Raw genomic sequence first — 618 nt, forward strand, 5'->3', positions numbered from 1 at the left:
CAAGAAGAACAGCGCGTAGAACTGGCCATTGTACCAGACCACGGCCTGACCGGCTGTGAGGCCGAGCAGCGCCAGCAGTGCAATCTTGGCGTTCTTCCATTGGCCGAAGGCTTCCGTCAGCGGCGCCTTGGAGCCCTTTCCCTCATCCTTCATGCGCTGGAAGGTCGGGGATTCGGAAAGCGAAAGCCGAATCCAGATCGAGATGCCGAGCAGCAGAAAAGACACGATGAACGGAATACGCCAGCCCCAGGCAGCATAGTTTTCCTTGCTCAATGAAGCCTGTACGATCAGGATCACAACCAGCGACAGGAACAGGCCGAGCGTCGCGGTGGTCTGGATCCACGAGGTGTAGTAGCCGCGCCGGTTGTCCGGCGCATGTTCGGCGACGTAAGTGGCCGCGCCGCCATATTCGCCACCCAGAGCCAGGCCCTGCAGCATGCGCAGGATGATCAGGATCACGGGAGCGGCGATGCCCAAAGTGGCATAGCCGGGCAGCAAGCCGACCAGGAAGGTCGATAGGCCCATGATCGTCATGGTGACAAGAAAAGTATATTTACGGCCGACAAGGTCACCGATGCGGCCGAACAGCAGTGCGCCGAACGGGCGCACAAGGAAGCC

1 protein-coding gene is annotated in these 618 nt (G+C 60.2%); it reads right to left on the reverse strand.

The features are described from left to right. A partial coding sequence (locus tag EN969_RS34185; RefSeq protein ID WP_127419931.1) for an MFS transporter occupies window positions 1-618 on the reverse strand: 618 nt, incomplete at both ends.

Origin of the sequence: Mesorhizobium sp. M7A.F.Ca.CA.003.01.2.1 (assembly GCF_003998945.1) — a bacterium.
Classification (GTDB): domain Bacteria; phylum Pseudomonadota; class Alphaproteobacteria; order Rhizobiales; family Rhizobiaceae; genus Mesorhizobium; species Mesorhizobium ciceri.